Below are 25,030 nucleotides of genomic sequence, written 5' to 3'. Positions count from 1 at the left end.
GCCCCGGGGGGGGGGGGGCCCCCCCCCCCCCGCCCCCCCGCCACTTCACGGCTCGGTCCGTCTGTCGGGGTCTGCCTGCCGGGATCTCCGTCGGGATCACCATCGGCAGGGCCTCATGCCCCGGCGAGGCCGAGTTGCCGCAGCATGCCGAGTTCGTCGCTGCTGCCCCAGCGTTCGACGAGCTTGCCGTCACCGTCGAAACGGCTGATCTGCATGCCCCGGTAATGCACCTTCCTGCCGGTCGCCGGATGCCCCATGAGCGGTCCCAGATGCGTGCCGCTGATGACGTAGGCGAAGGCCAACTCGTCGTCGGTGGCCAGCAGATGCTCCACCTCGACGTTCAGGTCGGGGAATGCCTCCCGCAACGCCCCGAACATGTCCTTGTACCCCTCGGGTCCCGGCCCCTGTCCCGGGGCGGGATCATGGTCGACGGAGTTGGCCGCGACGATCTGGTCGAAGGCGTCGAGGTTGCCGGTGACGACGGCCTCTGCGAAGGCGGTCTGCGCGGTGATGTTCGCTTGCCGGTCCATGGGTCCTCCCGGGCGTGTCCCGGGCACCGGCCTGTTCCGTCGGCTGAGAGGTCCCGCTCTACGCCGTCTCCCGACCGTACCCCGACCGCTCGCCCCCGGCATGCCCGCACGGCTCCCCGGGGCCCTGCGCGTCGTCCGGGAACGGCCCAGGGCCGAGATGGCGGGCCAGCAGTGCCCGCGCGGTCCGCTCGGCGTCGGCGAACCTGGTGCGTCCCGCGCCGGTCAGCGTGATCTCCACCGTCCTGCGGTCTCCCGCGCGCCGGTCGCGTTCGACCAGTCCGGCCGCCTGCAGATCCCGGAGAAGGGCGGACATCCGGGTGCCCGATTCCCCGAGGAAAGCCGTCAGCCGGGACACGGGCACGGGGCCGCCCTCGGCCGCGGCGACGGCCCCGAGAACGAGGTAACCGTGGAGCGCCAGCCCGTGCCGTGCCCGCAACGCTCCGTGCAGATGGCCCAGGGCCGGCAGGATCTGCGAAGACCACGGCCGGTCCGTGTCCGACGGATCGCTGTCGCTCATGTCGCTCCCTGAGACGGGTCCTGCGGCCGCGAACCCGCGGCCGGACCATCACAACCAGCTGACGCCCGCCGCCGATCGCGGGCCGGGTGGACACGAAACCCTCGGATCAGGACACCGGCCTCGGCCGTCCCGCGCACCGGCCACCCGTCCGGACGCGTATGAAATGCACATTCCACTAATATGCACTTACCGCAAGAGCTGCCGGAGCGTGTGTCATGGCCAAGCAGATCAGCTGTCGCGGACTGTCCGGACGACCGCCGTCCGAGGACGGCGGGAACGCCGAACGGGTGCTGGTCGACCGCGCCTGGCCGGAAGGCGTACGCCGGCGGGACGCGCCTGTCGACACGTGGCTGCGGGATGTCGCCCCCTCCGCCGAACTGCAGAGCTGGTACGGCGGTCACCCCCGCCGGTTCGGCGAGTTCCGTCGCCGCTACCTCCTCGAGCTGGGCGATCCGGAGCACAGCCGGGCGGCCGCCCGGCTGCGGCACCTGGCCGGACACAACAGCCTCACACTGCTCACCGCGGTCCAGGACACGGAGCACAGCCATGCCGCGGTCCTCGCCGAGTGGCTCACCGACCACGGCGACCCGCCCGCCGGCCGCCCCGCTCCCGGGGGCATTCTCGCCGCCCTCGGCGACGTCAACGCGGGGGCGCTCGCCTTCGTGATGGGCACCGGCATCGTCTCCACCTGCCTGTACGTCAACGGCGCCCACGTCCTCTCCGCAGCACTGCTCTGGGTGGCCCTGGCCGGCTTCGCGGTGCTGGTGCCCGCCTACGGCTGGCGGCTGCTGCGCCACCGGCAACGGTTCGTCACGGACCTCCTCGGGCCTCGCGCCTTCGCCTTCCTCACGGTGGCCATCTCCTCCAACGTGCTGGCGGCACGCTTCGTCCTGGACGGCCGCACCACGGCGGCCGGAGCGTTCCTGGCCTTCGGCGCGCTGGTGTGGCTGCTGTTGGACTACGGCGTTCCGCTGGCGCTCATCACGACCGAGCGCCGGGGTCCGGCCCTCGACCAGGCGAACGGCACCTGGTTCCTGTGGGCGGTGGCATCGGAGTCGGTGGCGGTGGCGGCGGCCGCGCTGGCCCGGGTGACGCCGGGACACGTGCTGCCGGTGCTGGCGGTGGTGTGCTGGGCCGTCGGGCTGGTGCAGTACCTGCTGACCGCCGGGATCGTGCTGGCCAGACTCCTGGTCCGGCCGGTGCGGCCGCAGGCGCTCATGACATCGGTCTGGATCTTCATGGGAGCGGCGGCGATCGCCGTGCTCGCGGGGGTGCGGCTGGTGTCGCTCCCGCCAAAGGACCTGCTGCCCGCTCGTCCGCTCGTCCTCGGGTCGTCGGTGGTCCTGTGGTCGTTCTCCACCTGGCTGATCCCGCTCCTGCTGGCTCTGGGCCTCTGGCGGCACCTGCTGCGCCGCGTTCCGCTGCGCTACGAACTGGGCTGGTGGAACCTCGTCTTCCCGGTCGGCATGTACGCGGTCACCACGCACGAACTGGGCCGCGCGACCGGAACCTCCTGGATGACCTCGGCCGGCCGCCTGGAGGTCTGGGTCGCCGCGGCGTTCTGGGCGGTCGTCTTCGCCGCCATGGCGGCGACCCTGCTCCGGCACCGGGCCACGGCGCCCCCTCCGCCGCCGTCCGCTGCGCCGGTCTGACGTTCGCGGGCAGCCAGAGGTTCAGGAACGGTGTCAGCGGCGGGCGTGCCGCACGGAGCGCCGCACCGAGTGCCGCACCGAGTACCAGGCGACCACCGCCCAGGCGGCGACGAGCAGCACGTACAGGACGACGGCGGTCCACACGAACGGCTGCGAGCCGCTGCGGACGGCGAGCGCGCTGGTGCCGGTGACACAGGCGCCGAGCGGGAAGATGAAGGACCACCAGGTGGGCGCGAAGGGCAGTCCCCGGCGGACCTCCCGCACGGTCAGCGCCGTCGCGAGCACCAGCCACAGCGTGGCGAAGCCCCATATCCCGATCCCGCCCAGCAGCGCCGCGACGGCGGTCCCGCGGGCGTAGGGGGCGGGCAGCGCGCTCGGCGCCGCCGTGGCCAGCGCACCCAGCGCCGTGACCGCCTGGTCCAGCGCCCCCACGCCGATCCACACCGTGGGCACCGTCGTACCGCTGGGCGCGTCGTGGTGCACCAGACGGCTGTACACCATGGCCAGTACCAGCAGGACCGCCACCAGCCCGAGCCCGAGCATCGCGTAGCAGCCCAGCAGCAGGGCCAACCGCAGCTGGCCGGCCGGCGCCCGCGGGACGAGCAGCGCGCCGGTGGCGGCGGAGACCATCGGCGGCACCACCGGCAGCAGCCAGCCGCCGAACGCCGCCTCCGGGGTGAAACGGTGCCGGGCGACCATCAGGTACGGCACCGCGCAGGCGGTGGCGAGACCGAGCACCGTACCGGCGGACCACAGCACCCAGTCCACGTCCAGCGCGGCCCGCTCCCCGATCAGCTTCCGGCCGAGCAGCAACGTCCCGGCCCCGACGGTGAGCAACGCCATCGGCGGTGCCCCGAAGAACTGCGCCAGCACCGGATCACCGGCGTGCACGCGCAGCATCCGCTGCCCGAGGTAGCAGGCGCCCAGTGCGATCAGCAGCAGCGCGGCCCCCGCCCACACCACCGTGGCGGCCGTGTCCAGGCCGGGGAAGGTCCGCGGCAGGGTGGCGGCGCCGCTGGCGACGATCCCGGTGCCCATGACCGCCGCGAACCAGCTGGGCCCGAGCCGCCCCCGCCCCGCTCTCGGAACCGGACCGACCTGGGACGGGATCGCTGGGCTGGTGCTGGAGTGGGGTGCCACGGCGTGGAGCGCCTTCTCTTCTCGTGTCGGATGCGTCACCGTCCAGGGCAGGCGACGGTGACCGGCCGGCAGACCGGCGCACACCCACAGGCTCACGGGGCGCGGCCGAGACCGTCGGCCCGTTGGCGTCCCCGAACCTATGGCGCGGCACGGGTCCGGCCACAGCGCAGCACGTGCCATGACGCCCTCACTCCAGGACATGACTACCCTGGACCGAGTCCGTCCGGCCGGGAGGCGCACAATGAAGGACACGCCGTCAGGCAGGAAGCCGCTGTTGGTGACCGTGCTGGTCTTCCCCGGCGTACGACTGCTGGACGTCACCGGCCCGATCGAGGTGTTCGCGTCGGCCAACGACTTCGGTGGCCGCTACCGCGTGCGCACGGTCTCCCCGGACGGCGCCGACGTGGTCACCGCGGCCGGCACCGGTATGAGCGTCGACATGCCTGCCACGCAGGCGCAGGACGTCAGCGATGTGGTCGTCGTCCCCGGCGGCCCCGAGTGGCCCTCGCTCGTCAAGGACGACGCCCTGCTGGACACCGTGCGGGAGCTCGACGCGCGCAGCCGCCGTACCGCGTCCATCTGCACCGGTGCCTTCCTGCTCGCCGCGGCCGGGCTGCTCGACGGGCGCACCGCGACCACGCACTGGCGCTTCGCCGACCAGCTGGCCCTGCGCTACCCACGGGTGACCGTGGCGGCCGACCCCCTGTTCGTGCGCGACGGCCACATCATGACCTCGGCGGGCGTCAGCTCGGGCATCGATCTGTCGCTCGCGCTGGTCGAGGAGCAGTTCGGCGCCGACGTCGCCCGCTCCGTGGCCAAGGACATGGTCGTGTTCATGCAGCGGCCGGGAGGTCAGTCGCAGTTCAGCGTCCGCACCCAGAGTCCACGGGCCCGGCAGGAGATGCTGCGCCGGGTCCTGGACACGGTCGCCGAGGACCCGTCCGCCGACCACAGCCTCGCGTCCATGGCGCGCCGGGCGGGTGTGAGCCCCCGTCACATGACGCGCCTGTTCCACGAGGAGATGACGACGACCCCGGCCCGGTATGTCGAGCGGATCCGCATGGAAGCCGCCCAGGCGATGCTGGAAGGCGGCGACGACCCCATGGCCACGGTGGCCCGGCGCACCGGCTTCGGCTCACCGGAGTCGCTGCGCCGGGCCTTCACCCGCAACCTCGGCGTCACGCCGGGCACCTACCGGGCCCGCTTCCGCACCACCGAAGCCGCGGACACCTCGGACCCCACGGACTCCGCCGGTGTCAGGCATCCGTGACGGTCCGTCCGGGCATCGGCTCGGCGAGGGCGGCCCGCCAGGCCGGCGCGCCGAACGGTCCGGCGAAGTACTGGGTCTCGTGCACCACATGCCGGCCGGCGAACTCCATGATGCTCACCGAATACGACGGCACACCGTCGTAGGTGATGACGCACTCGCTCACCCACAGGTGAGCATGGCCGGAGATCCGCTGGACGGTGAAGTGCCGGTCGGCCGGGTGCCCGCCGCGTTGCGCCGCGATCGTCTCGCGCCCCCGGAAGCGCTCACCGGACTGCGGGTAGTCCAGGATCGCGTCCACGGCGTAGACGGCGTGCTCCGCTTCGACGTCTCCGCGTTCCGATGCCTGCCAGTGCTCCTCGATCGCGACCCTGGTCCGGGAATCAGCGTCCATGGCACCACCCTAGGCACCTCCGGCCGCGGCCGGCCGGGGGCAGGCGGGCGCGGCGAGGGCCGGTCCGCCATTCGGCCGGACGACAGACAGAAAAGCCGGTCCGCACAGGCGGACCGGCCTTCCCGGTGGTGGGCGATACTGGGTTCGAACCAGTGACCTCTTCGGTGTGAACGAAGCGCTCTCCCACTGAGCTAATCGCCCGGGAACGCAGTGAACGATACAGGGACCGGCGGGTTTCGTTCAAACCGCTTGCAGGTGCCTGCGCAGTCCCCGCCGTCCCGACCACATCATCAGCCGGTGATTGGCACGGAAGAACGGCCGTCCGGGGACGGCCAGTCGGCGCAGCAGCGGCTTGGTGACGTCGACGACCTGGTCGTAGCGGGCCAGGGTGCCGGTGCCGTCGGCGGTGACCGTCCAGCGGGCCCGGCCCTCGATGTCGCCGCTCATCGCGATCTCCAGCACCCCGGCGGCCGGGTCTCGCCGGGTCTCGCGCGCGGTGAACGTCATGTCGTACGGCAGGACCGAGCGGATGGTGATGATCCCGGTGGTGTCGTTCAGCCGGCTGACGGTTCGCACCTGCGGCCACCAGTGCGGGTAGTCCTCGACCCGCTCCAGGGCCCGGTAGACCGCCGCGCCCCCGAAGGGCAGCGGCCACAGACTGCGGAAGCGGTAGTGGGTCCAGTCCATGGGCGGAGTCTGCCCACCGGGGCGATCCGAGTACGCGTACTCATGCCGCGCCAAGTGACCCGGACCACACTCGTGGGTGCGAGCGCCGCCGCCCGTGCGACGGCGCTCCCCCTCCCGCCTGCTACGACGGCATCCCGTCGCCCAGCAGCGCCAGGTTCTCGATGGCCGCGAGCCCGTACAGCGCGGTGTCGTTGGAGGACACCCAGCCCGCCTCGCTCCCGGGACGAGCGTGACCGGACCGGAGAGCGGCTCGGTCTTCCACGGCGAGGACTCCGTGCAGCCGTCGGAGCTGTAGAACTTCGTCCACGCACGCTCGGCGAGCTTCTCGTCGCCGGTCTGTCGCCTGCCGGTCGGAGGTGTAGGGGTCGGTGCGGATCTTGCGCAGCGGGTCGGGGACGAGGAAGGTCTCGTCGGAGTCGACGTCGGCGGCCACGAGGTCGCCGACGCGCTCGTCCGCGGTGAGGAAGTAGCAGAAGCGCCGGTAGGCGGTGCACGCGGGTACTGGTCTTCTCGGAGAACACCTTGTCGCGCGGGATGCCGTGCTTGGCCAAGACGTCGAGTTGCCACTGGAGTTCCTGGGTGAGCGTCGGGCAACGGGCGCATCCGATGCGGATGTCGGCGGCCTGGGTGTCCGGCGCGAGGGCGAGCGGGACAGTGGTGCCGGGGCGCCACGGCTGCCCCGGGCCCCGGTCGGCTGGGGTCTGCACCCGGAACCTCTTGGCGAGGTGGGGCACCTGCTTGAACCGGCCGGTGTGGTAGACCCCGGTGACCGCTCCGCCGCGCGAGCGGCACGGCGAGCCGGGCTCGGCCGCGCAGCGGGGGCAGGGGTGGCGCTCGGCATCGTCCGCGTCGGCCGCGGAAGGTTTCTGAGGACCTCCGGTTCGGGGGTGCCAGCCAAGCCGGCCAGGTCCACCCTCGTTCGCGCGGGCAGCGAATGGGTGGCCTGGTCGGCCCGGCTCGGCCTGGAGAGTGGAGGTCTACGCGGTCGTAGGGGGCTTTTGCGTGCCAACTGTGTCCAGGAGCAGCTTCGCGGCGACGCTGGCTCCGTCGGTGCGCATCGTGGCGGCCTCTTCCCTGGCCCGGGTTCGGGTCTGGGGGGCCAGGGCGGTGGCGAGTGCGGCGGTCAGGGACTCGACGGTGGCTGCCGGGCCTTGGTGGGCGACGCCGATGCCCAGTTCGGCCACGCGGGCGGCCCAGGAGGGCTGGTCGCCGATCTGGGGGACGACCACCTGGGGTGTGCCGAATCGGGAGGCTGCGGTCGTGGTGCCCGCGCCGCCGTGGTGCACGACGGCGGCGACCCGGGGGAAGAGGGCCTGCTGGTTGACGTCGCCGACGACGAAGCAGTCGTCGGCGTCGTCAATCGGGGCCAGGCCGGCCCAGCCGCGGGCGAGGACGACCCGGCGGCCCTGGGCGCGGCCGGCTTCGACGGCCACCCGGGCGGTGTCCTCGGGGGAGGCCGTGGCCATGCTGCCGAAGCCCACGTACACCGGCGGCTCGCCGGCGTCCAGGAAGGCCTCCAGCTCCCGCGGCAGCGGGCGGTCGTCGGGCAGGACCCACGCCCCGGTCTGCACGACGTCGATGTCGGCCCGTTCCGGTGGCGCCGGGCACAGGGTCGCGTCCGCGGCCAGCCACGGGCGGTCGGTGTAGACGTAGTCGAGGACGTCCTCGACCGGCGGCAGACCGAGCTTCGCCCGGTGGCCGCCCAGCGCATCGGCGAACATCGCGATCGTCTTCTGGCCCTGCTCCCAGTGGGCCTTGTCGGCCGCGTCCTTGGCGGACTGCCCGCCGGCCTCCGGGGCGATCTTCCGCGGCGGAAGTCCCCGCACGTGGTAGCACGCGTACAGGTACGGGATGCCCAGCCGGTCGGCCGCGCCCCGCGCGCCGGCGGCCGCCATCATGCCGTTCGCCAGCAGCACGTCGCACCCCTCGGCCGCGGGTGCGAGCGTGTCGAAGCCTGCGGCGACCAGGTCGGAAGCGAGCCGGACCGCGTCCTCGACGGTGGGCGGCTTCGCGCCGGCGGTCACCGATCGCACGGTCGGGCCGATCGGCACCAGCGGCACACCCGCCCGCGCGAAGAGCGTCGCGAACTCCTCGTCCGGGGGCGCGCACACCAGCGCCTCCGCGCCGAGCCCCCGCAACGCCACCGCCAGCCCCACCAGGGGCTCGACGTCCCCGCGCGACCCCCATGTCGTCAACAGAACACGCACTTCGAATCTCCCATTTTCGCAGGCCCTGGCGCCAAGTCGGCCATTCTGGGGTATATAGGGGGCCTTGCCACAAGGCCCCCTATTGGCTATAAATTGATGCTGGCAAGGGCTGAGGTCTTCCGCGTTCCCTGAATTCATCCTTCACTCCGGACGTCCCCGCAACCGGGTGAAGCACCCAGGTGAGGCCGTGGACGGCTTGACCGGCAACCGTGAGCGGAGACCGTGGGCGGTGCCACGAACGTCGGGCTGCGTGACCGGATCGCCGCGCTGGAGTGGGTGCGCGACAACGCCGCGGCGTTCGGCGGTGACCTGGACGACGTCACGCTGTTCGGTGAGTCAGCCCGTGCGGCGAGCATCGGCTGCCCGTTTGTCTCTCCCCTGGCCGCGGGGCTGTTCAAGCGGGCGATCCTCAGCAGCGGCCACCCCGAGACGGTCCGCGCACCCGCACAGGCCCGCGCCCTCGCGGACGGGATGGCGGCGGCTTTGGGAGTGCCCGAGGCGGCCAAGGCGTTCCGGGAGAAGACCGGCGAGGAACTGATCGCCGTTCATGGCGCCGGCTACGGGGGCGATCTGTGGGACGAGCACGGCGTCGAGCCGTTCGGCGGCATCCTCCCCTGCACCCCGGTCACCGGCGACGACGTCCTGCCCGAACACCCGGCCGTCGCCGTCAAGAACGGCGCCGGATCCGACGTGGCCCTCATCGTCGGCAGTCCGCCGCTGCTCCGGCGCCCGCTCGATCGTCTGCGCCTTGCTCGACTGCCCGTACCGGGCCGGCGTGGACAACCGGTTCACCGGCACCCGCGACAGGTCCATCCGGGCCAGCGCGAACGCGGAGATCTCCTCCACCCGCTCCATGGCCCGCACCATCGCGATCCCCGTCGACTTCACCGGCGTGCGCAGCCACCGTGCGGGCCTCGGACACCTGCCGGGCCGGCACCGATACTCCGGGCAGCAGCACCCGATTCTTGCGCAGCCACGTCACCGCGTAATCGAAAAGGGCCACGGGCCCCTCGGCGTGTGTCCACGCCCGCCCGTACCGGAAGCCGCGGAACTCCCGCCCCCACCGCCGGTCAGCGAAGTCCCGGTACTCGAACCGCTTCTGAATCTCCGCCGCGTGCTCGTACACCGTCGACCGGCGTTCCAGGTACCGCTTCACGCACGATGAGTCGGCGATCCCGAACTGCCCGGCCAGGTACTCCACAGCCTCCCGGGGCACCGCCAGAGGGCCCTCGCCGAGGAACCGGCCGACGTAAGGAACGGTGCCGATCTGCACCGCCATGCCCAGCCGGTGCGCCTCCGCACGACGCAGCGCGATCAGATCGCGGTCGTCATCGTCGAGGAAGAAGAACCGCTCCGGCTCCGGGCGCGTGGGCACCTCTCAGAAACTCCACCGGCACGAAGAGGACCGTAGCCAGCGCCGGTGCCCGGTCGGTGATGCCTCCCCGAACCCCAGCGGAGCCTCCACTCGGTGTGCCGGCCCATCATGACCGTTCTCACCGGGATTTCCCGTACCTCGACTACTCACACCCGAAGGCGCTCCTCCACGGCGACGGCCGCCGACGCGACGGCACCCAGCACGGGGACCGCCAGCGGCACGATGAGCAGGGCGGAGCAGATCACCAGGGCCGCTCCCCCGACGAGCGGGAAAGAGCCGCCGGGATCGAGGGCGGTACGGCGGCCGGCCACCGTGAGCAGGGTGCGCCAGCGGTCGCCGGGCGCCCAGACCGCCGCCGCGCGCAGCACCGCGACGGTGAAGCCGATCACCGCGAAGCCGATCACCGCGCACAGACCGACCGCGCCGACGAGCGGCGCCCGCCCGGCAGCCCGGCCCGTACGGCCCGGACATCCACCCGGGCGACGGCCACAGCACCCCGTCCGGCGAGCCCGACCAGCCGGCTGCCGGGCAGTGCGGCCCGGAAGTCGCCCACGAACTCCCGCCAGCCCTCGCCCACCTGCCCGGTGCGGCGGCGCAGATGCCGGTGAGCTGGGCCTCGGCGAAGACGCCGAACCGGTCGGAGAGGGCGGTGTGCTTCGCGGGTACGTCGTCGGCCACGGCCGCAGCCTCCGAGCTGCTTGCCGTCGACCTGGCCTACCTTCGTGACGCCGGCCCGGAAGTGATCCAGGCTCAGGTTGCCTGCCTGAACCTGAGACTTGAGGTCGAGGAGAATTCCTCGCTTGTCGTACTTCCGAAGAAAGGTGACGGCATTTTGGAAAACGTCCGGGGGATTTCCACCGGAGGCCCGGGTCTGGAACTTCTCCCAGAACGATTGACATGTCTGGAAGTCCGTCTTGACCTTGATCTCCGGGTACTTCTTCTCGAAGAGCCTGATGGTTTGGTTGATCTTCGTGGCGCGTTCCTCGGCACCCCACCACGAGTAACGGATCGTCACCGTCCTGTCCCCGGAACCGCTTCCGCCTCCGCACCCGGTCGCCGCGGCGAGCCCGAGCGCGGCCGCCGAGACCCCGGCCGCCTTCAGGACGGTCCGCCTCTCCATGTTCCTGCTCGTTCCCGCAGCGGGGCCCCTCCCCGCAGCGTCGCCGACGCTTGCGTGAATCGTTTCGGGCAAGCGCTTGCTGGGACAAGTCACGGAGGGGGCGGTGAGGCGTCAATGATGCGGACGGGGATTACTCGCGGCTCCGGGCGGTGAAGCCGCGCGGCGGGGGGCACGGGGCCGCCGTCCGGGCGATGCGGCAGGTGAGGGCCGTGCGCCGGGTGGCCGAACGCGAAGCAGCCGGAGGACTGCGGTGGTTACGGGTTGGCTTCGACGAGCCGTCCGGGCCGGCGGCGGGCAGGCCCGGAGATCCGCGACTCCGTCGCGTCGGCGCCGAGGGTGCGACACGGTCACCCACGAGCGGCTTCAGCAGCTCCGACGCGCACGGCGGGGCGGACACCTCCGACCACTGGTGGCCTCGGACGACTCCGGCACCCGGCATGCCCGGCAGTCCGGCAGCACCGCGCCGAAGCTCACCGTCCGCCTTCGGCGCGTCCCGCAACACGCCGGCCGGCCGACGGGCAGGTCGCCAGCAGGCGGGAGACGAGACCGGCCACGGCCCGTGTTCGTCCGGAGGCGGTGGGTGGGCCGTCAGCGGGCAGGCCGACACCGCGAAACCCCGCCCGTCGAGGCCCGCGAACGACCGCGGCCCACCTGCTCTCTCGCAGGTGGGCCGTGGTTCCGGGTGGGCGATACTGGGTTCGAACCAGTGACCTCTTCGGTGTGAACGAAGCGCTCTCCCACTGAGCTAATCGCCCGGACGCAGGAAGAACATTACCCCATGTCAGGGGGTGCCCCCGACCAGTCGCGGGGGCCCGTGACCGTCGGCCCGGTCACTCCTCGATCTTCCAGGGCATCACCATGCCGAACTTGGCGAGGTAGATCCCGGCCAGGCCGGCCACGATCACCAGCCCGATCGCCGTCAACGTGATGTTGCGGCGGCGCACCTTGGGGTCGAGGGCCTTCTGAGCCGCCTCCGTGACCTTGCGTTTCGTCCAGCGGAGCACCAGCTGCGCCCAGACGAACTCGGTCGCCCAGATCGCCATGCCACCGAAGATGATCACCCAGCCGGGCCCCGGCAACGGCAGCAGGACGATGCCCACGACCACCACCGCGAGACCGAGCGCGAAGACCCCGACCTGCCAGCTCAGGTGCAGCACCCGGCGCGCCTTGACGAATTCGGGTGCCCGCGAACCCAGTCCCCGCTCGTCGCGCGCCCCGTCCGGCTCCGTCCCGTCCACCTCGCTCCCGTCCGAGGCCACGGCGACCTCGCCCGGTTCGTTACTCCCCGTATTCATACGACCAAACCATACCCGAGCGATTCCGGTCACCGGAATGGTCGTAGATCGCGCCGAGGTTCTCGGCCGGAAGAGTTACGTAAACACACGCAAAACACTCAGAGGGGTTTACAACGGCACCGTAGGTGGCATGTCGATTTCGCCGACGTGCGAATCCCCGAGCGCACACTGAGCGAAAGGCCCTGGCGCTTATGAACACCACGGTCAGCTGCGAGCTGCACCTGCGCCTCGTTGTGTCGAGCGAGTCCTCCCTGCCTGTCCCCGCAGGCCTGCGGTACGACACGGCCGACCCCTACGCCGTGCACGCCACCTTCCACACCGGAGCCGAGGAGACCGTCGAGTGGGTGTTCGCCCGCGACCTCCTCGCGGAGGGGCTGCACCGCCCCACCGGTACCGGCGACGTCCGGGTCTGGCCGTCCCGCAGTCACGGTCAGGGCGTCGTGTGCATCGCCCTGAGCTCTCCGGAGGGCGAAGCCTTGCTCGAAGCCCCGGCGCGGGCTCTGGAGTCCTTCCTGAAGCGCACTGACGCCGCCGTGCCGCCCGGCACGGAACACCGGCACTTCGATCTCGATCAGGAGCTCTCGCACATTCTGGCGGAGAGCTAGGGCAACACCCCCTGCAAGCCGCCCGGCGCCGTCCACTCGGGGAGACGGCTCGGGCCTAGACAACCGCATACGGCAGCACCGGCGCCGCCACCGTGTTGGTCACGGGGCGGCTCCGGTGTGTCCGCGCGTCCTGGGAACCACCGCCGGGCGGTGCGCGTTCTACAGAGCAGCGACGAGTGGGACAGAGCACGGTGCGGTGGAGCCGTATGTCGCTACGATCGGCCACCATCGGCGGGCGCCCGCCCGACCCTCAGGCCAGGGAGCGAAACGTGCTGATCACCCACGACACCCGGTGTTCCCTAGATGCCGTGGTGGACCTGGTGAACACCGCGCCGGAGGACGACACGGCGCCGGACGGTCTGCCCGATGTCGCGGCACTCAAGGTTTTCGTACGAAACCACGACATGAGCGACGTGGGCGTGCTCTCGGAGTTCGACCTGTCGGCAGTGCGCAGGGTCCGCGGGCGGTTCGCGGGGATCTTCGCCGCCCCGGACGCCCGGGTCGCCGCAGGGATGATCAACGAACTGGTCGCCGCCGCGGGCACCACACCCCGGCTCACGGACCACGACGGCTACGACTGGCATGTGCACTACTTCGCGCCAGGCGCCTCGGTTGCCGACCACCTCGCAGCCGACTGCGGGATGGCGCTCGCGTTCTTCGTGGTCGCCGGGGAGCAGGAGCGGCTGCGGCGCTGCGAGGCCCCTGACTGCCGACGCGCGTTCGTCGACCTCTCGCGCAACCGTTCGCGCCGCTACTGCGACAGCCGGACCTGCGGAAACCGGCTGCATGTCGCCGCCTACCGGGCCCGCCGCAAGGAGTCGGCGGGCTGATACCAGCGCGCCCGCGCCCAGGAGCGGGGAAGGAACCGGCGGGACGGAGACCACGGCCTGCCGGCCGGTCCGCCCGCACGGCTCCTCTCCGGGGTCGCGGTCGGGGTTCGTGGATGCGCGTGCGGGGTTCGTGGATGTCGGCACCGTCGATGCCGACGCCTGTCCCGGCGGGTGACGCCGGGACGGGCGGGTACGGCTCACAGCCACAGCAGGTCGTGCAGCGCAGCCATGAGGAGCAGACACCCGATCACCGCTAGGAAGATCATCAGCGGTGGCTGGGAAAGGGCGAAGAGGCACCCGCGCGGCTCGTCCTTCGGCGGCGCGGCCTCGCTCTGTTTCGTGTCCAGCATCTCGCGGCGATGATGACCCAGTGAGGACCCGCCGCGCGATCAACACGCCCGGAATGGGCGGGAGTTCGCCGAATTCCGTGATGTCCGTTTCGCTTCCGTCCGCCCGGTGAACGCTTCCGCGCACGCCGTAGGCGGACTGTGTCGTTTCAATGCCTCATGTGCTTGTCACATACATCCGCCGCCGACCCGCCTGAACAGCGTCGACGGCTGCCCGGCGGAGCCTCATATTCCGTGCTTCTTGAGAATGGCCTCGATGTCGCTGAAGTCCTCACCCGAGCCGGTGGAGCGGGGCGCGGCCGCGGGCTTGGCCGCCGGGCGCGAGGCGGGACCCAGCGACGGCGCCGAGGCGGCGGGGGCGACGGCGTCCCGCCGCTCGCCGCGGGCGGCCGCCCTGCGCTCGGCCCGGGTGGAGCCGCGCCGGCGCTCCACGGCACGCGTGGAGGCGAACAGGGCCCAGGCCGTGCCGAGCACTCCGAAGCCCGCCCAGGCGGTCGGGCTGAACGCCGTGTCGGCGAGCCAGCCCACCACACCCGTCATGACCAGGCCGATCGGCACGAGTGAGTAGGCGGCGATGCGGAGCGCCGACAGGTATCGCTTGCGGTAGGCGGTCACCACGGCGATGCCCAGGCCGGCCGCGGACGCGGCGGAACAGACTGTCTCGGCGATCATCCGGTCCTCCTGGCGGGCTCGGGCGGGCGGGGCGAGAGACACACGCTGCGTCGTGCCCCCTCCATCGTGCACCGCCCGGCCCCTGCGATCCATGCCCAGGCCCGACAATCAGGGGCATCTCGGGGTCCTCTCCGGGTCGACTCCACCCCAGGTACGAGCGGTGATCACAGCCGGCCACCGGCCGCCGCCCACCGTCACGATTGGGTCGCCGGAGTCCGGCCTGGAAGACTGGTCGCCATGAACGACTCCTCCGCGCGCACCGACGCCCCGGTTCTCGACGTCTGGTGCGAACTCCAGTGTCCCGACTGCCGCAGCGCCCTGGACGACCTCCGCGCCCTGCGTGCCCGGTACGGCGACCGGCTGGAGCTGCGGCTGCGGCACTTCCCGCTGGAGAAGCACAAGCACTCCTTCGCCGCCGCGCAGGCCGTCGAGGAGGCTCTGGAGCAGGGGAAGGGCTGGGAGTACGTCGAGGCGGTCCTCGGCCGGGTGGCGGAGCTGGACCGCGGGGGCGAGCCGTTCCTGGTCGAGGTGGCCCGTGAACTGGGCCTGGACGCCGAGGAGTTCGACACCGCGCTGGTCGACGGCCGGCACATCCTGATCGTCGATGCCGACCAGGCCGAGGGGCAGGCCATCGGCGTGACCGGCACCCCGACCTATGTCATCGGCGGTGAGCGCCTCGACGGCGGCAAGAGCCAGGAGGGCCTGCGCGAGCGGGTGGCGGAGATCGCGGACCGGTTGCTGGCCGGACCGTGACCCGTCCTCAGACCAGCTCCTTGTAGAGCGAGTACGACGTGGTGACGTACCCGAGCGACGCGTAGAGCCGCTCGGCGGGGGTGTTGCCCGCGAAGACGTTGAGGCCCAGGGCCTGCTTCCCGGCGGCGATCGACTGGGCCTCCGCCAGCAGCATGAGGGTGCGGCCGTGGCCCCGGCCCCTGCGGTCCTCGTCGACCAGGACGTCGTAGACGAAGGCCGGCTCGCGGGCGAGCGCCAGCCACAGGGTGCCCACCCTGGCTCCCTCGTGCTCCAGCACGCTGATCCGCGTGCCCGGGGTCGACACCCCCTGCGGCAGCCCGGCGGCGTGGTCGCGTTCGGACTTGGCCAGGGCGTCCGCCGCCGGGACACCCCGGTCGATCCAGTCCTGCGCGTAGTCCGCCGTGCCCGCCGCCAGCCACGGGCCGTACTCGGCGTCCGTCATGGGCCGCGCCAGGCTGCCCGCCGGCAGCTCGGGTGCGGTCGTGTCCAGCGGTTTCACCATCCGGCGGTTGCGGTGCAGGTACCCGAGCGTCGTGGCCAGCCGCAGGGCGGCCGCCGCGTCGGCGGGCACGTCGATGCCGATCCGGGCACAGCCCCAGCCGCGCGCCACCTCCTCCGCCGCGAGGGCGGCCACCGTGCCCCGGCCACGACCCCGGTCCGGCTCCTCGACGTGCAGATCGTGGATCACGGCGGCGGAGGGCCCGAACGAGGAGTCGGTGGAAAGGCTCACAGCGCCCACGGGACGGCTGTTCACGCACACCTGGTAGCGGCGGGACAGCGCCCCGTCGGCACCGCGCTGGAGCGGCTCGGTCGGCCGCAGGGTGGTGGTCATCAGAGGTGTTCTACCCGCCTCGGACGCCCACGTCAGCTCATTAAAAGGGGCTCTTACGGATCCAGGTCCTGCCCCGAGCGCTCGTCGAAGATCCGCATCGCCTTGGCGGTCACCGGGCCCGGGGCGCCGGGAAGTGGGCGGTCGTCGACCCGGTGCACGGCCTGCACGTCGCGCAGGGTGGAGGTGAGGAAGACCTCGTCGGCCCGCTCCAGGACGTCCAGGGGCAGGTCGGTCTCCTTGGCGCCGGCCCACTCGACGGTCAGCGCGCGGGTGATGCCGGCCAGGCACCCGGAGGCGACCGGCGGGGTGTGGATCTCGCCGTCGAGGACGACGAAGACATTGGAGCCGGTGCCCTCGCAGAGCTGTCCGACGGTGTTGGCGAACAGCGCCTCGGAGGCGCCGTGTTCGTGCGCGCGGGCCAGGGCCACCACGTTCTCGGCGTACGAGGTGGTCTTCAGGCCGGTGAGCGCGCCGCGCTCGTTGCGCGTCCAGGGGACGGTGACGACGGCGGTGGTGTCGGCACGCCGGCCGGTCTCCCCCACGGCGACCAGAAGGGTGGGGCCGCGGTCACCGCGGTCGGAGCCGAGCGGGCCGTGGCCGCCGGTGTAGGTGATGCGCAGCCTGCCCAGCGCCATCGGGTTGGCCGCCAGCACCGCCTCGCACGCCCGGCGCACCTCGTCGTGGTCCGGGTCGGGCAGGCCGAGGCCCCGGGCCGAGCGGGTCAGCCGGTCCAGATGCCGGGTGAGCGCGAAGGGCCGGCCCCCGGTCGCCTTCACCGTCTCGAAGATGCCGTCCCCCACGGTCAGCCCGTGGTCGAACACGGAGACACGCGCGGACTCGGCGTCCCGCAGGCCGCCGTCCAGCCAGATCTTCACCGCAGACCCCCTTCGTTCACGTCGTACGTGCCCGACGCTACCGCGAGCAGCCGGGCGGCCTTGAGCTCGGTCTCCCGCCATTCACCCTCCGGGTCGGATCCCCAGGTGATCCCGGCCCCGGTGCCGAACCGCAGCTCGCCCGCGTCCCGGTCGATCCAGAAGGTCCGGATGCCCACCGCCAGCTCGCCGACGCCCCGGTCCGCGTCGACCCAGCCGATGCCGCCGCAGTACGGACCGCGCGGCGCGGTCTCCAGATCCTCGATGATCCGCAGGGCGCTGGACTTCGGCGCGCCGGTGACGGATCCGGGCGGGAAGGCCGCGGCCAGCAGCTCGGCCCAGCCGGCCCGCTCGGACAGCTCGCCGCGGACCGTGGAGACCAGGTGGACGAGCCCGGGATGCTTCTCCACGACGCACAGGTCCGGGACGGTCACCGTGCCGGCGGCGCAGACCCGCCCGATGTCGTTGCGGACCAGGTCGACGATCATCACGTTCTCGGCGTAGTCCTTCTCCAGGAGGTCCGCCTCGGTGCGCCCGGTGCCCTTGATGGGCCCGCTCTCCACGGTCCGTCCCGTCCGGCGCAGGAACAGTTCGGGCGAGGCGGTGGCTATCTCCACGCCGTGTTCCGGCAGCCGAATCGTTCCGGCGTACGGCGCCGGGTTGCCGCGGGCCAGCAGTGCGGTCAGGGCGTCGACGTCGGCGTCCGGGGCGACCGGCGCGGACAGCACGCGGCACAGGTTGGCCTGGTACACCTCGCCGGCCGCGATGTGCGAACGGATCCGGCGCACGGCTCTCGTGTACGCCCCGCGGTCCAGGGACGACGTCCAGTCACCGGCGGCCGGACCCCGCCACCGCCCCGGCACCGGCGCGGGCACCTGCTCCTCCCGTACCTCGCCGAAGCGGGCGCAGGTCAGCCGGCCCTCGAAGTCCGCGCAGACGGCCCAGAAACCGGTGGTGTCTAGGGCCGCGGGATCGTCGGTGACATCGAGGAGACCGGTGGCGAGCAGTGCGCCGAACCGGGCGAGAGGAGGGTGATGGAGCACGTCGTCGAGTCTATGGCGGGTGTCGCGGGGGTGACCCGGGCGTGTCGTCAAGAGGGCCCTGACCACGTCGTCCTCCGGGTCGGGCGCAGCACGCTGCGTAAACGCGTTTTTGTGCTCGCCCGGGAATCCGCTAGAGTTCAACACGTCGCCGGGCCGCGAGAGCGGGCCGAAACGACAGGCGGACGTAGCTCAGTTGGTAGAGCGCAACCTTGCCAAGGTTGAGGTCGCGAGTTCGAGCCTCGTCGTCCGCTCGAAGGAATGAGGGGTCTTCCCGATCCCCTACACTCCTGGTGGAGTGGCCGAGAGGCGAGGCAACGGCCTGCAAAGCCGTCTACACGGGTTCAAATCCCGTCTCCACCTCCAAGGACGATTAGCTCAGCGGGAGAGCGCTTCCCTGACACGGAAGAGGTCACTGGTTCAATCCCAGTATCGTCCACTGGATCTTGGTTCTCAGACCCGAGATCTGTCCCGCGCGATTAGCTCAGCGGGAGAGCGCTTCCCTGACACGGAAGAGGTCACTGGTTCAATCCCAGTATCGCGCACGCAGTGCCCGTGATCTTCGGATCGCGGTCCCGAGGACGATTAGCTCAGCGGGAGAGCGCTTCCCTGACACGGAAGAGGTCACTGGTTCAATCCCAGTATCGTCCACACAGCACGAAGCCCCCGGCCGTCCCGTACGGCCGGGGGCTTCTTCGTGGGCTCAGCTGGAGAAGAGCATGTGGGCCCAGCTCTTGTGGCCGTGGTGACCGCCGTGGCCGCCGTAGTGACCCCCGTGGTGCTGCTGCGGCGCGCCCCAGGCCGGCGCGGGCGGCGCCGGGTAGGCCTGCGGGGCCGGCGGGACCGGCTTCGCCCACTGGGCCTCCATCTGGGTCAGCGCCTCCAGCTCGCCGTAGTCGAGGAAGATGCCCCGGCAGCCGCTGCACTGCTCGATCTGGACGCCGTTGCGGTTGTAGGTGTGCATCGGCGCATGACACTTCGGACACTGCATGGTCGGCTCAACTCCTCGCCGGTGAAAAATGCTTCACGTTCTCCCAGGACAGACTCCGTCCGACCCCGGTCGGTTGCACCCTACTTCGGGAAATCGAGGCCCAACCGGGCGGGGGCCGCGACCGGTCGGGCATGACACGGTGCTCATTCCGGGGCCATACGGGCACAAGCGTCGATCAGGGACTGCTCGACCTCGTCGAGGGCGCGGGCCGCGGCGAGCGCCTTCGCCAGGTAGCGGGCGGCGGTCTGGACGGTGAGCGCGCGGGCCGGCACGTCCAGGGCCGGCCAGGGGTCCCCGTCCTCCGGTACGGCCGGACCGCCGGCCGCGCGGTAGGCGGCCAGGAAGCGGGCCCACTCGTCGGGCGGGAGGAGGCCGCAGGCGTACCAGGAGGCGGGGCGGGCCAGGTCCCAGGCCGGGACACCGACCCCCAGGTCGTCGACGTCGATCAGCCGCCACGGGCCGTCCGGCGCCGGGTGCCGGACCAGCTGGCCCAGGTGCAGGTCGCCGTGGCAGAGGGTGCGGCCGCCGGGCATCGGGGCCTCCGCGCGGGCCCAGGCGGGCAGCCCGGACCAGGCACGGAGGACCGGTGCGGCGGCGGGGTGCCCCGGTGCGGCGGCCAGCGCCCGGCGGAGACGGGCCGTCGCGTCGGCGGCCTTGGCGGGACCGCGCATCGGGGGCGTGCCGGGAAGGGGCGGGCTGCGGTGGAGACGGGCGAGCAGGGTGGCGGCGGCTTCCCAGGGGGCGGCGGCCCGAGCGTCCGGGTCCACGGGACGGCCGTACGGCCACAGGGTGACCGGGCGGGTGCCGAGCACGGTCGCCGGGACGGGCGTGAGGGGGGCGAGGAAGACGCCGGGGAGGTGGGCGGCGGTGGCCAGGCGGAGGGCCAGCGCGGCGGGGTCGGTGCCGGGGGCGTGGGCCTTGGCGACGGCTTCGGCGTGCCGGAGGACCGTGGTGTCGGGACGGTCGGCGAGGGTGGTGGTAGGGCAGCGGCAGGGCGTCGTGGCCGGGTGGGCGGCGGCTGTGACCTCGGCGGTCAGCTCCGGTATCACGTCTGCGGTCGTCACGGTTCCCCCGGGGTGTGCGGTTGCTGCGCCGAGCGTATGCCGGTGTTCCGCGGCCGCGTGCGCAGCCGGCCGGGACGAAGGCCCGCTCACCGGGGTTCCGCTCCCCCGCGACTGCGGGGTGCCGCGAAAAGCAATGCCGGCGCAGCTCCCCAGCTGCGCCGGCATTTTTGCCGTCCGCCGCACCCCCGTCCCCACGGGGTTTCATGGGTGGATGTCCCCGCCCGGACCGCTCTTCCGGGCCTGAGGTCGCCGCTCAGCGCCCCAGCATCACTCCCACGGACGACGCCTGTGTGGCCACCGTCTCCCAGCCGTCGAAGACGAGCAGGAGCAGGGCCGCCAGGGGGAGGGCCATCAGCGTCGCCACCAGGGGGTGGCGGCGGCCCTGCCGGCGGGGGCGGGTGGTGTGTGTCCGCTGTGCCGTAAGAGCCATGGTCCCTCTCCTGACCGTTCAGTTGTCGTTGGCAGCGGCGGGTGTCTGACCTCGGGGGACGAGTGCTGCACCCGCCGCTTGACCTCAAATCTAGGCGTGGGCCACCTCGGGGACGTCATGCCCTCGTACCGAATCGCGGGCCTCCGAGAGGATGAGCCGTGACCTGCGGTCTACTCCCCTGGGTGGAGACGAGGTCCTACGCCTCGTCCTGGGCCTCGGGGTCTTCCCGGAGGGGGTGCCCGGTCCTTCCTGGTTTTTCCGAGCTGTCCTCACGGGGTACGGGCTGCTCGACGAGGGCCAGGACCCGGGTCGCCATGAATCGGGCCGTACGGACAACACTGCCGTTTCGCGTGACTTCGCTCACTTCCACCACCCCTCGTCGGACCGCCGTCTCCACCCGGCGCCCCGCCCTGCTGGCCACCACCTCGTACGTGCGGGTCGTGTCCCCGGCGTCGACGACTATCTCCACCCGATCACCCTTCACAGCATCAATCCCCCTTCTGTGACGGCTTGTTGGAGCAGGCAGGTGGTCAAAGGCGCCCATTACGGCGCCTTCCTGACCACTCCTCAAGTCTCGCACCCGGCACTGACAATCCGTCGGGCCGAGAGGGCGCGGCCTCTGCGCGCGGGCGGCCGTGGAAACGTAAGCTGTGCCACGTCACACGGACCGGGCAGCGGGGATGAACATGGCGATGATGCGCCTGAGGCGCGAGGACCCGCGCGTCGTCGGCTCGTTCAGGCTTCACCGAAGGCTCGGCGCCGGCGGGATGGGCGTGGTCTACCTGGGCTCCGACAAGAAGGGGCAGCGGGTCGCGCTGAAGGTCATCCGGCCCGATCTGGCGGAGGACCAGGAGTTCCGGTCGCGGTTCGCCCGTGAGGTCTCCGCGGCCCGGCGGATCCGGGGCGGTTGCACGGCACGGCTGGTCGCCGCGGATCTGGACGCCGAGCGGCCCTGGTTCGCCACCCAGTACGTGCCCGGTCCCTCGCTGCACGACAAGGTCGCCGACGACGGCCCGCTGGGCGCGGCGGACGCGGCGGCGGTCGGGGCGGCGCTCTCCGAGGGCCTGGTCGCCGTGCACGAGGCGGGCGTCGTCCACCGGGATCTCAAGCCGTCCAACATCCTGCTGTCCCCGAAGGGACCGCGGATCATCGACTTCGGCATCGCCTGGGCCACCGGCGCGTCCACGCTCACCCATGTCGGTACCGCGGTGGGCTCCCCCGGGTTCCTCGCTCCCGAGCAGGTCCGCGGGGCGGCCGTCACCCCGGCCACCGACGTGTTCTCGCTCGGGGCCACCCTGGCGTACGCGTCGACCGGCGACTCACCCTTCGGGCACGGCAGTTCCGAGGTGATGCTCTACCGCGTGGTGCACGAGGAGCCGCAGCTGTACGGGGTGCCGGACGCGCTGGCGCCGCTGGTGCGGGCCTGTCTGGCGAAGGACCCGGAGGACCGGCCGAGCACGCTGCAGCTGTCGCTCCGGCTGAAGGAGATCGCCGCGCGCGAGGCGCAGGGCCTGCCCGACGTACGGCCGCCGGCGCCGCGTGCCGCGGAAGCCGACCGGCCCACCGGCCGGCTCGCCGAGACCTACCCGGAGTCGCAGCGCATCCAGCGGCGGCCGCCGCACTCCTCGCCGGGCACACCGGTGCGGGGCAACCCGCCCTCGCGCGGCGGCGGCAGCGGTCCGCGGGCGAACGGCGCGGTGCCGTCCCGGCCGGGTGGAGCGCGCTCCATGCCCGCTCCCCGCGGCAACGGCACCCGGCCCGGAAACACCAACGGGCAGCGTCCCGGGCCGCGCAGCGGGACGGGGCGTCCCGGGCCGCGCCCCACGGGTACCGGACGGCGTCCGGCCAACCCTCGGCTGCTGCGGCAGCGGCTGTTCGTGTTCGTCGTGGTGACGCTGCTGGTGGCACTGGGGATCGCGCTGGCCCAGGGGTGTTCCGGCCCGGCGCACGGGATGGGCGTACCCGGTGGGGCCGTCTCCGCCAAGCCTGCTGCCCTCAGGGAGTGAAGGAAGGCCGCCGGTCCCAGGAAGCAGTCCCCCCGGGAGTGACAGGCCTTACGCCTGCGGCCGGCCGGCGGTCACCGCGTAGAAGGCGACCGCCGCCGCCGCGCCGACGTTGAGGGAGTCGACGCCGTGGGACATCGGGATGCGGACCCATTCGTCGGCGGCGACCAGGGCCTGGGTGGACAGGCCGTCGCCCTCCGCGCCGAGCATCAGGGCCACCCGTTCCATCCGGTGCGGCGCTGCCTCGTCGAGGCTGCGGGCCTTCTCGTCCGGGGTGAGGGCGAGCAGCGTGAACCCGGCCTCGCGGACCGAGTCGAGTCCCTTGGGCCAGGTGTCGAGGCGGGCGTACGGCACGGAGAAGACCGCGCCCATCGAGACCTTCACGCTGCGGCGGTAGAGGGGGTCGGCGCAGTCCGGGGAGAGCAGCACCGCGTCCATGCCGAGGGCCGCCGCCGAGCGGAAGATCGCACCGATGTTGGTGTGGTCGTTGACCGACTCCATGACGACGACCCGGCGTGTGGTGTGCAGCAGGTCGGCCGCCGTCGGCAGCGGCTTGCGCTGCATGGAGGCGAGCGCGCCGCGGTGCACGTGGTATCCGGTGACCTTCTCGGCGAGCTCCGGGCTGACCGCGTAGACGGGGGCCGGGAGTTCGTCGATGACATCGCGCATGACGTCGACCCACTTGGCGGACAGCAGCATCGAACGCATCTCGTAGCCCGCGTCCTTCGCCCTGCGGATGACCTTCTCACCCTCGGCGATGAACAGCCCCTCGGCCGGTTCGCGCTTGCGGCGCAACTCGACGTCGGTCAGGCCCGTGTAGTCACGCAGGCGCGGGTCGTCGGGATCCTCGACGGTGATGAGATCGGCCACAGGGTGATACTGCCTTGTCCTGGGTGTGGTGCCAACGGGCTGGAACGGGTTGTGTTACCGGGGGTTACGCCGGTGCCTCTCCCGCGGACGGGTGCGGGCCGACGTTCACGACGTCGCCGACGACGATGACCGCCGGGGGCTTGACGTCCTCCGCGCGGACGACCCCCGCCACCGTGGCGAGGGTCGCGTCGACGCGGCGCTGGGCGGCCGTGGTGCCCTCCTGGACCAGGGCGACCGGGGTGTCCGGGGACTTGCCGTGGGCCACCAGGGTCGCCGCGATCTGCCCGATCTTGTCGACGCCCATCAGGATCACCAGGGTCCCGGTGAGCCTGGCCAGGGACGGCCAGTCGGCGAGCGAGCGCTCGTCGTCCGGCGCCACATGGCCGCTGACCACGGTGAACTCGTGCGCGACGCCCCGGTGCGTGACCGGGATGCCGGCCGCGCCGGGCACCGAGATCGAGCTGGAGATGCCGGGCACGACCGTGCAGGGGATCCCGGCCTCGGCGAGCGCCTGGACCTCCTCCATGCCCCGGCCGAAGACATAGGGGTCGCCGCCCTTGAGCCGTACGACCGACCTGCCCTGCTTGGCGTGCTCGATCAGGGCGTTGTTGATGGCCTCCTGGGCCATGTAGCGGCCGTACGGGATCTTCGCCGCGTCGATCACCTCGACGTGCGGCGGGAGTTCGTCGAGCAGGTCGCGGGGGCCGAGGCGGTCGGCGATCACCACGTCGGCCTCGGCGAGCAGGCGGCGGCCGCGCACCGTGATCAGGTCGGGGTCGCCCGGGCCGCCGCCCACCAGGGCGACGCCCGCGGTTCGGGTGCGGTGGTGCGGGGCGACGAGGGTGCCGTCACGCAGACCTTCGACGACCGCGTCCCGGATGGCGGCGGTGTGGCGGGGGTCGCGGCCTCGCGCGTCGGTGGTGAGCACGGCGACCGTGACGCCTTCGCTGTGGCCGGTGGCGGGGGTCCAGGCGGTGGCCTGGTCGGCGTCGTCGGAACGGACGCACCACACGCGGTGGCGCTCCGCTTCGGCGGAGGCGGCGGTGTTGGCGGCGGGGTCGCTGGTGGCGATGAGGGCGTACCAGGCGTCGGCGAGGTCGCCGTCCTGGTAGGGCCGCCTGGACCAGGTGATCTCACCGGCGTCGGCCATCGCTTCGACGGACGGGGTGGCCGCGGGGGACACGACGGTGATGCGGGCACCGGCCGCGATGAGCGCGGGAAGGCGGCGCTGGGCGACCTGGCCGGCGCCGAGCACGACCACCTTGCGGCCGGTGAGGCGAAGGCCTACGGGGTAGGCGGGGTGTTCGGCCATGAGGGTGCGACTCCCTGGTGTGGCGGCGGTGCGATGCCCTGACGTGCAGATTTTACGGGGCGCGAGGCATGGACGGACCAGGTGTCCGGTGGCTGGGCCGCACGGCCGAGTACGCGGCTGTGGGTGGTGGTGGGGTGGGGCGGAGGCCCGCCCCTGCGCCAGGCACCCGCCCCCCCCCCACCACCCCACCCCCCCACCCCAACCCCCAGCGCCTCCCGCGCGCCA

At 72.3% G+C, this 25,030-nt stretch carries 24 protein-coding genes, 7 tRNA genes and 5 pseudogenes; 12 read left to right on the top strand and 24 right to left on the bottom strand.

Annotated features, from left to right (window positions below):
- Positions 1-113: 113 nt before the first annotated feature.
- The gene (locus ACFXI4_RS22820; protein ID WP_384993753.1) at positions 114-530 is read right to left on the bottom strand and encodes an ester cyclase; all 417 of its coding nucleotides are present in this window, start codon (positions 528-530) and stop codon (positions 114-116) included.
- A gap of 58 nt (positions 531-588) precedes the next feature.
- A complete protein-coding gene (locus ACFXI4_RS22815; RefSeq protein ID WP_384993750.1) occupies positions 589-1,047 on the bottom strand; it encodes a MarR family winged helix-turn-helix transcriptional regulator in 459 nt (152 codons plus the stop codon).
- A gap of 215 nt (positions 1,048-1,262) precedes the next feature.
- Here ACFXI4_RS22815 and ACFXI4_RS22810 point away from each other — a divergent pair, with 215 nt between their 5' ends.
- The gene (locus ACFXI4_RS22810) at positions 1,263-2,699 is read left to right on the top strand and encodes a DUF488 family protein (RefSeq protein WP_384993747.1); all 1,437 of its coding nucleotides are present in this window, start codon (positions 1,263-1,265) and stop codon (positions 2,697-2,699) included.
- A gap of 33 nt (positions 2,700-2,732) precedes the next feature.
- On the opposite strand, the gene ACFXI4_RS22805 is transcribed toward ACFXI4_RS22810, so the two are convergent.
- Positions 2,733-3,839: a TDT family transporter gene (locus ACFXI4_RS22805; RefSeq protein ID WP_384993745.1), complete on the bottom strand. Its 1,107-nt coding sequence runs from the start codon at positions 3,837-3,839 to the stop codon at positions 2,733-2,735.
- A gap of 241 nt (positions 3,840-4,080) precedes the next feature.
- Here ACFXI4_RS22805 and ACFXI4_RS22800 point away from each other — a divergent pair, with 241 nt between their 5' ends.
- A complete protein-coding gene (locus ACFXI4_RS22800; protein WP_384993743.1) occupies positions 4,081-5,109 on the top strand; it encodes a GlxA family transcriptional regulator in 1,029 nt (342 codons plus the stop codon).
- Here the strand turns inward: ACFXI4_RS22800 and ACFXI4_RS22795 are convergent.
- From ACFXI4_RS22795 to ACFXI4_RS22775, 5 genes and pseudogenes are all read right to left on the bottom strand, one after another.
- Positions 5,096-5,500 carry a nuclear transport factor 2 family protein gene (locus tag ACFXI4_RS22795; protein ID WP_384993740.1) on the bottom strand — a complete coding sequence of 135 codons (405 nt, stop codon included), beginning with the start codon at positions 5,498-5,500 and terminating at the stop codon, positions 5,096-5,098. The genes ACFXI4_RS22800 and ACFXI4_RS22795 overlap by 14 nt on opposite strands.
- A gap of 126 nt (positions 5,501-5,626) precedes the next feature.
- Positions 5,627-5,701 (bottom strand) — tRNA-Val (locus ACFXI4_RS22790).
- A gap of 39 nt (positions 5,702-5,740) precedes the next feature.
- On the bottom strand, positions 5,741-6,187 hold the full coding sequence (locus ACFXI4_RS22785; RefSeq protein WP_362724886.1) for an SRPBCC family protein: 447 nt from the start codon (positions 6,185-6,187) through the stop codon (positions 5,741-5,743).
- Between the two features lie 121 nt (positions 6,188-6,308).
- Positions 6,309-6,683: pseudogene (locus ACFXI4_RS22780) on the bottom strand (hypothetical protein); the annotation flags it as partial.
- 481 nt (positions 6,684-7,164) lie between these two features.
- On the bottom strand, positions 7,165-8,394 hold the full coding sequence (locus ACFXI4_RS22775) for a glycosyltransferase (RefSeq protein ID WP_384993736.1): 1,230 nt from the start codon (positions 8,392-8,394) through the stop codon (positions 7,165-7,167).
- Positions 8,395-8,616: 222 nt separating this feature from the next.
- Here ACFXI4_RS22775 and ACFXI4_RS22770 point away from each other — a divergent pair.
- A pseudogene (locus ACFXI4_RS22770) lies at positions 8,617-9,045 on the top strand (carboxylesterase family protein); the annotation flags it as partial.
- 54 nt (positions 9,046-9,099) lie between these two features.
- On the opposite strand, the pseudogene ACFXI4_RS22765 reads toward ACFXI4_RS22770, so the two are convergent.
- From ACFXI4_RS22765 to ACFXI4_RS22745, 5 genes and pseudogenes are all read right to left on the bottom strand, one after another.
- Positions 9,100-9,769: pseudogene (locus tag ACFXI4_RS22765) on the bottom strand (DUF4158 domain-containing protein); the annotation flags it as partial.
- 146 nt (positions 9,770-9,915) lie between these two features.
- A pseudogene (locus ACFXI4_RS22760) lies at positions 9,916-10,373 on the bottom strand (hypothetical protein); the annotation flags it as partial.
- 84 nt (positions 10,374-10,457) lie between these two features.
- Positions 10,458-10,889, bottom strand: a pseudogene (locus tag ACFXI4_RS22755) (ABC transporter substrate-binding protein); the annotation flags it as partial.
- A 683-nt stretch (positions 10,890-11,572) separates the two neighbouring features.
- Positions 11,573-11,644: transfer RNA gene (locus ACFXI4_RS22750), tRNA-Val, on the bottom strand.
- A 75-nt stretch (positions 11,645-11,719) separates the two neighbouring features.
- On the bottom strand, positions 11,720-12,184 hold the full coding sequence (locus ACFXI4_RS22745; protein WP_384993734.1) for a TIGR02611 family protein: 465 nt from the start codon (positions 12,182-12,184) through the stop codon (positions 11,720-11,722).
- A 191-nt stretch (positions 12,185-12,375) separates the two neighbouring features.
- Between ACFXI4_RS22745 and ACFXI4_RS22740 the strand changes: the two genes are divergently transcribed.
- Together ACFXI4_RS22740 and ACFXI4_RS22735 are read left to right on the top strand one after the other, a co-directional pair.
- Positions 12,376-12,789: an SsgA family sporulation/cell division regulator gene (locus tag ACFXI4_RS22740; protein ID WP_004002642.1), complete on the top strand. Its 414-nt coding sequence runs from the start codon at positions 12,376-12,378 to the stop codon at positions 12,787-12,789.
- Between the two features lie 269 nt (positions 12,790-13,058).
- Positions 13,059-13,619: a CGNR zinc finger domain-containing protein gene (locus tag ACFXI4_RS22735; protein ID WP_384993731.1), complete on the top strand. Its 561-nt coding sequence runs from the start codon at positions 13,059-13,061 to the stop codon at positions 13,617-13,619.
- Between the two features lie 197 nt (positions 13,620-13,816).
- Here the strand turns inward: ACFXI4_RS22735 and ACFXI4_RS22730 are convergent, their stop codons facing one another.
- Both ACFXI4_RS22730 and ACFXI4_RS22725 read right to left on the bottom strand, forming a co-directional pair.
- Complete coding sequence (locus ACFXI4_RS22730) at positions 13,817-13,969, bottom strand: hypothetical protein (protein WP_167450005.1); 153 nt, start codon at positions 13,967-13,969, stop codon at positions 13,817-13,819.
- 222 nt (positions 13,970-14,191) lie between these two features.
- Positions 14,192-14,638 carry a hypothetical protein gene (locus tag ACFXI4_RS22725; RefSeq protein ID WP_384993728.1) on the bottom strand — a complete coding sequence of 149 codons (447 nt, stop codon included), beginning with the start codon at positions 14,636-14,638 and terminating at the stop codon, positions 14,192-14,194.
- A 237-nt stretch (positions 14,639-14,875) separates the two neighbouring features.
- Here ACFXI4_RS22725 and ACFXI4_RS22720 point away from each other — a divergent pair, with 237 nt between their 5' ends.
- Positions 14,876-15,391: a DsbA family protein gene (locus ACFXI4_RS22720; RefSeq protein ID WP_384993726.1), complete on the top strand. Its 516-nt coding sequence runs from the start codon at positions 14,876-14,878 to the stop codon at positions 15,389-15,391.
- 7 nt (positions 15,392-15,398) lie between these two features.
- On the opposite strand, the gene ACFXI4_RS22715 is transcribed toward ACFXI4_RS22720, so the two are convergent.
- From ACFXI4_RS22715 to ACFXI4_RS22705, 3 genes are read right to left on the bottom strand one after another with little or no spacing between them, the layout of a single operon-like run.
- Positions 15,399-16,223: a GNAT family N-acetyltransferase gene (locus tag ACFXI4_RS22715; RefSeq protein WP_384993724.1), complete on the bottom strand. Its 825-nt coding sequence runs from the start codon at positions 16,221-16,223 to the stop codon at positions 15,399-15,401.
- Positions 16,224-16,276: 53 nt separating this feature from the next.
- Positions 16,277-17,098: an aminotransferase class IV gene (locus ACFXI4_RS22710; RefSeq protein ID WP_384993722.1), complete on the bottom strand. Its 822-nt coding sequence runs from the start codon at positions 17,096-17,098 to the stop codon at positions 16,277-16,279.
- On the bottom strand, positions 17,095-18,138 hold the full coding sequence (locus ACFXI4_RS22705) for a chorismate-binding protein (protein ID WP_384993719.1): 1,044 nt from the start codon (positions 18,136-18,138) through the stop codon (positions 17,095-17,097). The genes ACFXI4_RS22710 and ACFXI4_RS22705 overlap by 4 nt, the downstream gene beginning before the upstream one ends.
- A gap of 178 nt (positions 18,139-18,316) precedes the next feature.
- Here ACFXI4_RS22705 and ACFXI4_RS22700 point away from each other — a divergent pair.
- From ACFXI4_RS22700 to ACFXI4_RS22680, 5 genes are all read left to right on the top strand, one after another.
- Positions 18,317-18,389 (top strand) — tRNA-Gly (locus tag ACFXI4_RS22700).
- 38 nt (positions 18,390-18,427) lie between these two features.
- Positions 18,428-18,501: transfer RNA gene (locus ACFXI4_RS22695), tRNA-Cys, on the top strand.
- 1 nt (position 18,502) lies between these two features.
- Positions 18,503-18,574: transfer RNA gene (locus ACFXI4_RS22690), tRNA-Val, on the top strand.
- 34 nt (positions 18,575-18,608) lie between these two features.
- A tRNA-Val gene (locus ACFXI4_RS22685) sits at positions 18,609-18,680 on the top strand.
- Between the two features lie 34 nt (positions 18,681-18,714).
- A tRNA-Val gene (locus tag ACFXI4_RS22680) sits at positions 18,715-18,786 on the top strand.
- 52 nt (positions 18,787-18,838) lie between these two features.
- On the opposite strand, the gene ACFXI4_RS22675 is transcribed toward ACFXI4_RS22680, so the two are convergent.
- The 4 genes from ACFXI4_RS22675 to ACFXI4_RS22660 all read right to left on the bottom strand — a co-directional run bounded on the left by ACFXI4_RS22675 (position 18,839) and on the right by ACFXI4_RS22660 (position 21,104).
- Positions 18,839-19,126, bottom strand: coding sequence for a zf-TFIIB domain-containing protein (locus tag ACFXI4_RS22675; RefSeq protein ID WP_384993716.1), 288 nt, complete (start codon positions 19,124-19,126; stop codon positions 18,839-18,841).
- A 143-nt stretch (positions 19,127-19,269) separates the two neighbouring features.
- Positions 19,270-20,190, bottom strand: a complete 921-nt coding sequence (locus tag ACFXI4_RS22670; protein WP_384993714.1) for a phosphotransferase family protein — start codon at positions 20,188-20,190, stop codon at positions 19,270-19,272.
- 253 nt (positions 20,191-20,443) lie between these two features.
- Positions 20,444-20,620, bottom strand: a complete 177-nt coding sequence (locus tag ACFXI4_RS22665) for a hypothetical protein (protein ID WP_046726640.1) — start codon at positions 20,618-20,620, stop codon at positions 20,444-20,446.
- 196 nt (positions 20,621-20,816) lie between these two features.
- Complete coding sequence (locus ACFXI4_RS22660; RefSeq protein WP_351320234.1) at positions 20,817-21,104, bottom strand: hypothetical protein; 288 nt, start codon at positions 21,102-21,104, stop codon at positions 20,817-20,819.
- Between the two features lie 196 nt (positions 21,105-21,300).
- Between ACFXI4_RS22660 and ACFXI4_RS22655 the strand changes: the two genes are divergently transcribed.
- Positions 21,301-22,626, top strand: a complete 1,326-nt coding sequence (locus ACFXI4_RS22655) for a protein kinase (RefSeq protein WP_384994066.1) — start codon at positions 21,301-21,303, stop codon at positions 22,624-22,626.
- A gap of 48 nt (positions 22,627-22,674) precedes the next feature.
- Here the strand turns inward: ACFXI4_RS22655 and ACFXI4_RS22650 are convergent, their stop codons facing one another.
- Both ACFXI4_RS22650 and cobA read right to left on the bottom strand, forming a co-directional pair.
- Positions 22,675-23,493: an RNA methyltransferase gene (locus ACFXI4_RS22650; RefSeq protein WP_362730911.1), complete on the bottom strand. Its 819-nt coding sequence runs from the start codon at positions 23,491-23,493 to the stop codon at positions 22,675-22,677.
- A gap of 64 nt (positions 23,494-23,557) precedes the next feature.
- Positions 23,558-24,805: a uroporphyrinogen-III C-methyltransferase gene (gene cobA / locus ACFXI4_RS22645; RefSeq protein ID WP_384993709.1), complete on the bottom strand. Its 1,248-nt coding sequence runs from the start codon at positions 24,803-24,805 to the stop codon at positions 23,558-23,560.
- Positions 24,806-25,030: the final 225 nt, after the last annotated feature.

It is taken from the genome of Streptomyces sp. NPDC059224, assembly GCF_042754285.1.
In the GTDB taxonomy this organism is placed as follows: Bacteria; Actinomycetota; Actinomycetes; order Streptomycetales; family Streptomycetaceae; genus Streptomyces.
Note: the sequence above shows the minus strand (reverse complement) of the source record. Positions and strands in the feature narration are given on the sequence as shown.